General features: G+C 35.1%; 9 protein-coding genes and 1 pseudogene. 8 read left to right on the top strand and 2 right to left on the bottom strand.

The annotated features are described in order from the left end of the window. Positions 1-299, bottom strand: a 299-nt coding sequence (locus AC1DJR_RS08625) for an MFS transporter (protein WP_477002397.1), incomplete at its 3' end; no start/stop codon positions are given. Between the two features lie 328 nt (positions 300-627). Here AC1DJR_RS08625 and lytS point away from each other — a divergent pair. The 7 genes and pseudogenes from lytS to msrB all read left to right on the top strand — a co-directional run bounded on the left by lytS (position 628) and on the right by msrB (position 6,840). Beyond that, complete coding sequence (gene lytS / locus AC1DJR_RS08620; protein WP_477002396.1) at positions 628-2,397, top strand: two-component system sensor histidine kinase LytS; 1,770 nt, start codon at positions 628-630, stop codon at positions 2,395-2,397. Beyond that, entirely contained in the window at positions 2,375-3,115 is a 741-nt protein-coding gene (locus AC1DJR_RS08615) for a LytR/AlgR family response regulator transcription factor (protein ID WP_477002395.1), read from the top strand. Before lytS ends, AC1DJR_RS08615 begins: the two co-directional genes overlap by 23 nt. Positions 3,116-3,247: 132 nt before the next feature. Continuing rightward, the gene (gene lrgA, locus AC1DJR_RS08610) at positions 3,248-3,679 is read left to right on the top strand and encodes an antiholin-like murein hydrolase modulator LrgA (protein WP_000104908.1); all 432 of its coding nucleotides are present in this window, start codon (positions 3,248-3,250) and stop codon (positions 3,677-3,679) included. A 34-nt stretch (positions 3,680-3,713) separates the two neighbouring features. After that, positions 3,714-4,406: an antiholin-like protein LrgB gene (lrgB, locus tag AC1DJR_RS08605; protein ID WP_000168872.1), complete on the top strand. Its 693-nt coding sequence runs from the start codon at positions 3,714-3,716 to the stop codon at positions 4,404-4,406. Positions 4,407-4,739: 333 nt separating this feature from the next. Continuing rightward, a complete protein-coding gene (locus AC1DJR_RS08600) occupies positions 4,740-5,783 on the top strand; it encodes an AI-2E family transporter (RefSeq protein WP_477002394.1) in 1,044 nt (347 codons plus the stop codon). Positions 5,784-5,874: 91 nt separating this feature from the next. Beyond that, a pseudogene (msrA, locus tag AC1DJR_RS08595) lies at positions 5,875-6,342 on the top strand (peptide-methionine (S)-S-oxide reductase MsrA); the annotation flags it as partial. 45 nt (positions 6,343-6,387) lie between these two features. Continuing rightward, positions 6,388-6,840 carry a peptide-methionine (R)-S-oxide reductase MsrB gene (gene msrB, locus AC1DJR_RS08590; RefSeq protein ID WP_370458379.1) on the top strand — a complete coding sequence of 151 codons (453 nt, stop codon included), beginning with the start codon at positions 6,388-6,390 and terminating at the stop codon, positions 6,838-6,840. A gap of 25 nt (positions 6,841-6,865) precedes the next feature. On the opposite strand, the gene AC1DJR_RS08585 is transcribed toward msrB, so the two are convergent. Further along, positions 6,866-9,982 carry an efflux RND transporter permease subunit gene (locus tag AC1DJR_RS08585; protein ID WP_477002393.1) on the bottom strand — a complete coding sequence of 1,039 codons (3,117 nt, stop codon included), beginning with the start codon at positions 9,980-9,982 and terminating at the stop codon, positions 6,866-6,868. Between the two features lie 299 nt (positions 9,983-10,281). Between AC1DJR_RS08585 and AC1DJR_RS08580 the strand changes: the two genes are divergently transcribed. Next, a partial coding sequence (locus AC1DJR_RS08580) for a TetR family transcriptional regulator (protein ID WP_477002398.1) occupies positions 10,282-10,384 on the top strand: 103 nt, incomplete at its 3' end.

Here is a 10,384-nt window from a genome sequence, read left to right as displayed (position 1 = left end):
GCTGTTGCTAGTGAGAATAGTAAGATTGTGAAGGCCATCGTACGGATACGCCCAAATAAATCAGCAATAAATCCAAATAAATAAGACCCGGTTAGCATTCCTATTGTGGTAGCTAATGTTAAGTTTCCACCTTCAACAGGGCTTAAATGAAATTCTTTTAAAATGTAGACGAGTACGAAAGATAAGAGCAACATATCTAAACCTTCTGCTGCATATCCTAGCGCAGAACCAAACAATGTTTTATATCTTTTCTCCTTCGTTTCCTCTGTTGTTGATTGTACATCAGTAGTGACGTTCATCATTACTCCTCCTTATTTTCTTCTACAGTCGCTATGGAAGAATAACAAAAGGCCTTCTCACCTGATATGATGAGAAGGCCAAAAAAGCATACGTATCTCTAAAAAAGACCATACGTATAGTATATTCCGACTTCCTTCTCAACCTCACGGGGTTGGGTTAAAGGACTGTATTATATTACTTTATTTTTAGCACTCTTCTGTTAGATTGTCAAATAAAGAGGGGATAGTTATGTGTAAAATATTTCAAAAGATATTGCATTCTTCTTGACGCCCACTTCATTATTTTCCCATAATAAAACTAACTCATATAAAAAGGAATGAATCACAGATGCTAAATTTAGTACTTATGATGATTGAACGTGTCGGACTTATTGTTATTTTAGGATTTTTACTTTCCCATATTAAAACGTTCAGGCGCCTTCTTCATAGACAAGATGGGTATGTAGATAAGCTTAAGCTTATTTGTATTTTTTCAGTGTTTACAATTGTCAGCAATTACACAGGAATTGAAATTGCCGGGAATACAATTATGAAAGAAAATTGGCTACAAGGTGTTTCGTCATCTAGTACAATTGCGAATACACGWATYATGGGTGTTGGAATTAGTGGATTGCTTGGYGGTCCTATCGTCGGTATTGGAGTGGGATCGATTGCGGGTATTCACCGTTATATGCTTGGCGGGACGACAGCGCTCAGTTGTGCCATCTCATCAATTTTAGCAGGTGTTATAACGGGGTATATTGGATACATTTTCAAAAAATATAATCGTGTAATTACGCCTAAATTTTCTGCGATTTTAAGTGTTTTTATCGTTACTTTAGAAATGCTTATGATTCTATTAATTATAGAAGATGGACTTAGTGTTGTAAAAACAATTGCGCTACCGATGATTCTTGTAAATAGTTTTGGCAGTTTCATTTTACTTTCGATGATACTAGCTATTTTACGACAAGAAGAAAACGCAAAAGCTTTGCAAACGCATAAAGTATTACGAATTGCTGATAAGACGTTACCATATTTCCGCCAAGGGTTAACAGAAGAGTCTTGTAAACATGTGGCACAAATTATTCACCGCTTTACGGGAACAGATGCGGTATCCTTAACAGATACAGAGGAAATCTTAGCTCACGTTGGATTAGCATCAGATCATCATATTCCTTCACACAGTTTAATAACAGGTTTATCAAAAGAAGTATTAAAAACAGGGAAAATAATGAAGGCAAAATCACGTGAGATTATTAATTGTCAACATGAAGGGTGTCCATTACAAGCGGCAGTTGTTATTCCATTAACTTCACATGGAAATACGATAGGAACATTAAAACTTTATTTTAAAAACCCTAATCAATTAAGTCGTGTTGAAGAAGAGTTAGCGGAAGGGCTAGCGAAAATATTCTCCACACAGCTTGAGTTAGGTGAAGCTGAGTTACAAAGTAAGTTATTGCAAGATGCCGAAATAAAAGCGTTGCAAGCACAAATCAATCCGCATTTTTTATTTAATGCAATTAATACMGTATCRGCTTTATGCCGAACAGATGTAGARAAAGCGAGRAAATTATTATTGCAGCTTAGCGTTTATTTTCGTTGTAATTTGCAAGGGGCACGACAATTACTTATTCCATTAGAACAAGAGTTGAATCATGTACATGCATATTTATCGTTAGAGCAAGCGAGGTTTCCGAATAAGTATGAAGTGAAGATGTACATTGAAGAGGCACTAAAGGTGACTTTAGTTCCACCATTTGTGCTTCAGCTATTAGTTGAAAATGCATTGCGCCATGCTTTTCCGAAAAAGCAGCCAGTGTGCCAAGTCGAGGTACATGTGTTTGAAAAAGAAGGGATGGTTCACTTTRAAGTAAAGGATAATGGACAAGGGATTGAGAGTGAACGTCTAGAGCAATTAGGAAAAATGGTAGTTCCATCAAAGAAAGGGACGGGAACAGCCTTATATAATATTAATGAACGACTTATCGGGTTATTTGGGAAAGAGACAATGCTTCAAATTGAAAGTGAATTAGAGCAAGGGACAAAGATCCTCTTTGTGATTCCGAAAAAAGTAGAGGAGGAAAAACGGAGTGTTAAAAGTATTAGTAGTTGATGATGAAATGTTAGCACGGGATGAATTGAAATATTTATTAGAGAAAACAAAAGAAGTAGAGATAATTGGTGAGGCGGATTGTGTAGAGGATGCATTAGAAGAATTAATGAAAAACAAACCAGATATTGTTTTTCTAGATATTCAATTATCTGATGATAATGGATTTGAAATCGCAAATATATTAAAGAAAATGAAAAACCCACCTTCAATTGTGTTTGCTACTGCATATGATCAATATGCGTTGCAAGCATTTGAAGTAGATGCGTTAGATTACATTTTAAAGCCATTTGATGAAGAACGTATCGTACAGACATTAAAGAAATATAAAAAACAAAAGCAAATAAAGTTAGAAACAAAGCAAGATGTAAAGAGTGTAGATGTAACGGCCGAGATRCATAAATTAGCATTACCAATTGAGGAATCAATTGTACTTGTTAACATTGAAGATATTATTTATGTAGGGCTTGTAGATGGGAAAGTAACTGTAAAAACAATGAAAGAAACATATGTAACACATGATACGCTTGTCATTTTGGAAAAGAAATTACCACAAACAATTTTTATGCGTGTTCATCGTAGTTTTGTTGCTAATATTAATCATATTTCTGAGATACAGCCGTGGTTTAATTCGACTTATAACTTAATTATGAAAGAGGGATCCAAAGTCCCGGTTAGCCGTACATATGCCAAAGAACTTAAAAAGCTGCTTCGTATTTAAGAAGCAGTTTTTGTATTTCGTCTGCCTATTTTTGTAACTAATTTTGTATATTTGACGTTCTGTTATGTAAACGCTTACAGTTCTATTTTTATCTTATACAATAAAGGTACCAAATCGAAAGAGGTGGCCAAAATGAGTACGAAAAAAGTATATAGTTTCTTATCACAAGCATTCATATTTTCAGCTATTATGTTAGTTTCTAATATTATTGCAACGCATTTACCAATTCCGATGCCTTCATCGGTGATCGGATTAGTTATTTTATTTAGCCTATTATGTTTAAAAGTTATTAAATTGGAACAAGTTGAATCACTCGGAACAGCTTTAACAGGTATTATCGGATTCCTTTTCGTTCCATCAGGTATTTCGGTTATTAATTCTCTCGGTGTAATGGGACAATATTTTGTACAAATTTTAACTGTAATTGTTGTCGCAACAATTATTTTACTCGCTGTAACAGGATTATTTGCACAATTTATTTTAGGAAAAGACGATAAAGAAATAGAAGATACGAAAGAATTGAAAGTAGTAAATAAAGGACGCAAGCACGGAAAAGTTGCGTAACCAATTTAGTATATATTGTTAGGAGGGAATGAACATGGCAAGCACAATGACTCCATATTTCGGAATCGTCGTTTCATTAATCGCATACGGAATCGGAACATTATTATTTAAGCATTCAAAAGGATTCTTCTTATTCACACCATTATTCGTAGCGATGGTATTAGGGATTGTCTTTCTAAAAGTAGGTAACTTTACTTTTGAAGAATATAATACTGGCGGAAAAATGATTAGCTTCTTCTTAGARCCAGCAACAATCGCMTTTGCAATTCCATTATATAAACAAGTTGATAAGTTAAAAAAATATTGGTGGCAAATTTTATCGGCTATTGTGGTTGGATCTATTTGTTCAGTGGTTGTTGTGTTCATTGTCGCAAAAGCAATTGGTCTAGATACAGCTGTAATGAACTCAATGTTACCGCAGGCAGCAACAACAGCAATTGCATTACCAATCTCTGAAAGTATCGGTGGTATTCCAGCAATAACATCATTTGCAGTTATCTTTAATGCTGTTATCGTATACGCATTAGGAGCTTTATTCTTAAAAACATTTAGAGTTAAACATCCGATTGCTAAAGGTTTAGCGCTTGGAACAGCAGGACATGCGTTAGGGGTTGCAGTAGGTATCGAAATGGGTGAAGTAGAAGCAGCTATGGCCAGTATCGCTGTGACAGTGGTTGGTGTCGTAACAGTGGTGGTTATTCCAATGTTCATGCCGTTTATTGGATGATAAAACTTACTAAAAAAATATAAAAGCAAGTTATTTGTAGGACGGATTTCTACTGATAGCTTGCTTTTTATGTTACAGTAGTGGTAAGACCTATTGAAGGATAAAAGTTTCCTTAAATCTTCATTAATACTACGTATAATGCGTTCTGAAATAGGTCATTGTATTGTAAAATAAGAAGTAACATAATATATAGCACAATTAACGGGTGGTTAGGGTTGAATATAAATTGCTCGCAATGGCTTTAATATTAAAGGATAATTATAAGTAGAGGATAGAGAGAGATCTACTTGTTAACGTTTTACTTTATAGGACAGGAGAGAGTACTCGTCGATTATGCAAATAAAAAACCTGTTTCAAAGCAAAGGATTTCAGAGGTTAATCGTATTAGTATTACTTGCTCTCATATTGTATGGGATGCAAAGTATGTTAAATTTAATTTTAATTACGTTTATGTTGACGTATTTAATGGATCGATTCCAAAAGTTTATTTCTCGTAAATTAGATCATTTCATGCCAATTAATCGAAAAATTATTATAGCGCTTTTATATGTAATGTTGGTGGCAGGAATTGCCATTACGCTATTTAAATATTTACCGGTATTAACAATACAAATTTCACAATTGATTTATCAATTTAATGTATTTTTAAGAAATCCACCTGATAGTGAATTAATTAAGTATGCAGTTAATGCTGTTAATCATATGGAGCTTTCTAAATATGTGGGGCAAGGCGTAGACATTTTGTATAAATCTATTACGAATGTTGGGAAATTTGGCCTTCAAGTTTTACTTTCTGTAATTTTAAGCTTATTTTTCTTACTTGAAAAAGCACGTATCGTTGCTTTTACTTCGAAATTTAAAGAAAGCCGACTTGCAATTTTCTATAACGAAATAGAGTATTTCGGAAAGAAATTTGCACGTTMATTCGGAAAAGTAATCGAAGCACAATTTTTAATTGCAATTGTTAACTGTGTTTTATCTGTTATTGCATTATGGATATTAGGATTCCCGCAATTACTAGGTTTAGCGTTAATGATTTTCTTGCTTGGCTTAATTCCAGTGGCGGGTGTTATTATCTCGTTATTCCCACTCTGTATGATTGCTTACAATATTGGCGGTATTATGTATGTCGTTTATATTGTAGTTATCGTARCAGTAATTCATGCACTTGAGAGCTATGTATTAAATCCGAAGTTTATGTCTCAAAAAACAAACTTACCAATCTTCTACACATTTATGGTATTAATTTTCTCTGAGCATTTCTTAGGTGTGTGGGGACTTATTATCGGTATTCCAATCTTCATTTTCTTATTAGATGTCTTAGATGTGACAAGTGATGAAATGGAGAAGGACGTTGAAAAAAATAAAGTGAAGTAAAGAAAAAGCATCGATGTTCGATGCTTTTTCTTTTATAACATGACGTTCCTTATGCCATACTGTAAGGAGAAGATAGAATAGGGGTGAAATAATGGCTGTAAATGAAAAGATAGAGTTAGCTACGTTTGCCGGAGGGTGTTTCTGGTGTATGGTTTCGCCATTTGAAGAGATGGAAGGGATTATACAGGTTGTTTCAGGCTATACAGGTGGCCATAAAGAGGATCCAACGTATAAAGAAGTGTGCTCGGAAACAACTGGGCATTATGAAGCAGTACAAATTACATTTGATGCAAATAAAATGCCGTATGAAGAGTTGTTAAATATATATTGGAGACAAATTGACCCGACTGATATAGGGGGACAATTCCACGACCGCGGGCAGTCTTATGAAACGGTGATTTTTTATCATAATGAAGAACAACATAAAAAGGCAGAGGCTTCAAAAGAAGAGCTTGAGAAAAGTGGGCATTTTTCGAAGCCGATTGCGACAAAAATATTGCCAGCTGCTACGTTTTATCCAGCTGAAGAATATCACCAAGGATATTATAAGAAGAATACATTTCGCTATGAGTTATATCGTAAAGGCTCAGGTCGAGATGCTTTTATTAAACAACATTGGCCAAAGAATAATGCTCATTTAAAAGAAAGATTAAACGAGATGCAGTTTTATGTAACACAGGAAAATGGGACAGAACCGCCTTTTCAAAATGAGTATTGGAATCATAAAGAAGAAGGGCTTTATGTAGATATTGTTTCGGGGGAACCATTATTTACTTCTTTCGATAAGTTCGATAGCGGCTGTGGATGGCCGAGTTTTACGAAACCAGTTATGTCAGCTAGTGTGAAAGAAAAAATGGATGTTAGCCATAATATGACGCGTACGGAAGTGAGAAGTAAAGAAGGAGATTCACATCTTGGGCATGTATTTCCAGACGGCCCAGGACAAAACGGCCTTCGTTATTGTATTAATTCGGCAGCGCTACGCTTTATTCAAAAAGAAGATTTAGAAAARGAAGGATATGGTGATTTCCTAATCTTGTTTGGGAATAAAAAATAACCTCGCAGTCAGCGAGGTTATTTTTTTATTTTACTTTTTTCTTTTTAAATTTGCTTAATGCTTCATAAACGATTGGAACAATAAGAAGTGTTAATAACGTTGAACTTGTTAATCCACCAATTACTGTTACGCCAAGTCCTTTAGAAATTAAGCCGCTACCTTCAAATCCTAATGCAAGCGGGATAAGAGCCCCGATTGTTGCAATTGCAGTCATTAAGATAGGACGCAGGCGTGTTGTACCAGCTTCTAATAATGCTTCACGTGTTGATAGGCCGTCGTTTTCTTTATGAATAACACGGTCAATGAGCACGATTGCGTTCGTTACAACGATACCAATTAGCATAAGAGCCCCAATCATCGCAGATACGCTTAACGTTTCGCCAGARATTAATAAGGCAACGAGTGCACCAATGATTGTGAATGGTAGCGAGAATAAAATTGCGAATGGTGCAAGGGCACCGCCAAATGTAACAACAAGAACGAAGTATACAATGGCAATCGCAGCTAACATCGCTAAGCCAAGTTGTTTGAATGATTCTTGAATATCTTGTGTAACACCACCCATAGAAACATCTATACCAGAAGGAAGATCCATTTTATCTACTTCTTTTTGAACAGCGGCAGATGCTTTTGAAACGTCATCAGATGTTAGTTTTGCACTAACTTCCGCATAAACACGGCCATCACGATGTGTTACTGTGTTAGAAGTTTCACCTTCTTTTACAGTCATAACATCTTTAACAGCAACTTCATTACCAAGTGGTGTTGTAATTTTACGATTTGTTAAGTCATCGATCGTTTCATAGTTTTGTTTTTCAGTTTCTACATATACATTTATATCTTTATYATCTTTTTTAATTGTTGTAAGAACAGGGCGATCATGTTGATTAGAAAGTCCCATTCCAATTTGAGCAGCAGTTAGCCCCATTTTACTTAACTTTTCTTGATCAGCGACTAAAGTATATTCTGCATATGTTTTTGCAACACTAGAGTCTATGTCTTTTAAATCTTTATTTTTCTTCATGATATTTTGAATGTCTTTCACGATAGGCTTAATTTCTTCAGAGCTATCTCCATAAACGTATAGCTTAATTTCGTTACTACCGCCACCTGCTCCGAAATCTTGGTTTTTCCATTCACCTTTTCCAGACATCTTTTGTAAATCTTTAACGACTTGTTCTTTYTCTTTTTCAAAGTTTTTCGTATCGTTATCATATTGAACGAAGAACATCGCTTGATTTGTTTGACCAGGGCTCATTGGGTTTTCGCCGCCTAATGAGAATTGAATCGTTTTGACGTCTTTTTTATCTTGGAAATGCTTTTCAGCTTTCGTTGCAATTTTTTCAACGTCGTCTAACGTTTGACCTGGCTCAGGTTTGTACGTTGCGATAATCATTTTTTCTTCTTCAGATGGTAAGAAGCTGACACCGATGATTGGTACAAGTGCAAGGCTGCCTACTAATAGGAGGACTGTGATACTTGATGTAATAATTTTATGGTTTAACGCCCATTCAAGTATACGTTTATAGCCGTTTGCTAATTTGCTTGGTTTTTCCTCATGATGTACTTCTTTTTCTCTCATGCTTTCCTTCTTAAATAAGGAATGTGCTAGCATCGGTACAATTGTAACTGCCACAAGTAAGGAAGCAAGTAGGGCAAAAACAATTGTTAAAGCAAACGGTAAGAACATTTCACCAATCATACCYTTTACAAGYCCAAGAGGTAAGAATACAGCGATTGTTACAATTGTAGAAGACATAATCGGGATAAACATTTCTTTCGTAGCTTCACGAATTAAATCTTTCCCACGTAATTTCTCTTCTGATAAAGACATACGTCGGTAAATATTTTCAATAACAACAATTGAGTCATCAACAACGCGTCCAATAGCAACTGTCATTGCTCCAAGTGTCATAATGTTAAGGGTAATATCCATTTGTTTTATTACTAAAACTGCAATTAATAAAGAAAGTGGTATAGAAACGACAGAGATTAGTGTTGTTCGAATGTTTCGCAGGAACAACATAATAATAACAATTGCAAAGATAGCACCGAAAATAGCTTTGCTAAGCATTGTTTCGACTGATTTTTCAATAGGCGCACCTTGATCGAATGTTGAAATAATCTCTAAGTCTTTATATTTTTTCTCAAAGTCCTTCACTTTATCTTTAACTGCATTTACAACATCAACTGTATTCGCATCAGCAGCCTTCACAATTTGAATACCGATTGCTTCTTTTCCATTCGTTCGAGAAATGGATTCTGCTTTTCCAACTTCTTTAATATCAGCAATCTCCTCTAATGTAACCGTTGGCATGCCGTTCATAGCGGCCGGATTCATCTGTGGTGCTTGTGTTCCAGCACCAGCGTTTTGGCTACCTTGACCATTCGGTGATGAAGGGATAGCTGGAATTTTTAATTCTTTTAATGCTTTAATTGTTGTAATGTTACCATCGACAACAACTGATTTTTCCGTATCTTTAAATGTATATAAGCCAAGTGGTAACGATACGTCCGAACCTTTAACCATATTTTTTACAGTATCTTCACTTAAACCTAATTCTTTCATCTTATCTTTTTTGAAGACAAGCTGTACTTCGTCTACTTGTTGACCTGCGATTTGAACAGATGCGACACCATCAAGTCCTTTTAATCCAGGAACAACATTTTTTTCTACATTTTCTGTTAAGGCAGCTAAAGATTCATTTTTACTCGCTACGCTTAATGAAATAACAGGAAAGGCATTAAAGTTTACTCGTGAGACTTTCGGGTCTTTCACACCTTCTGGCAGTTTCACGTTTGCGAGCGATTCTTTAATTTCCGTTTCGGCTTTTTCCATATTTTTATCAAAATCATATTCTACCTGAATAGAAGATGCGTTTTGATAAGATGATGAACTAACAACGTTTACACCGCTTAAATTTTGGAGTTGCTCTTCCATTGGTTTTGAAATTTTATCAGCTACTTCTTCTGGTGTAGCACCAGGATAAACCGTGGTTACTGTTACAATCGGTGTTGTAATATCAGGAATTGTCTCCAGCTTCATATTGAGTCCAGAATAAATACCCGCAATAGTAACAATAATGGTTAGTAGCCAAACTGCGAACTTATTTTTTAACGTGAAATTGATGATTTTGTTCATGTTTGCGCTCCCTTTTTATTATATTGACCAATCGGTCAGTCTAATACATAATATAACTGACCGATTGGTCAGTCGTCAATGAAAAGAGATGGTATAATAAAATCAAACTGCAAGTAGTCGGTTTCCTATTCTTTTTCTGATCATTGGCTTTTACTAACCGGATTTTATAGATGGAAAGGCTTCTATATAAACCATTTACTCCATTAAATTTTAGATGGGGAGTTTTATTTTCAGTTAATGTGGAATAAAATCAAGTTTGAATTTACATAAGATGCGAGATTAAATTTAGGAGAGAGAATATGAAAGAAAAAGAGCGCTTAATTATAGAGATGGCTATGAGGTTATTTGCAACTAAGGGTGTAAATGCAACGTCAGTACAAGAAATCGTAACCGCATGTGGTA

Source organism: Bacillus sp. 05T31, from assembly GCF_056396725.1.
This window is presented reverse-complemented; position numbering and strand designations above follow the sequence as displayed.

Bases quoted from the DNA above. Each gene is read 5' to 3' on its own strand.
- lrgA (WP_000104908.1), top strand. From the start codon at position 3,248: ATGAGTACGAAAAAAGTATATAGTTTCTTATCACAAGCATTCATATTT.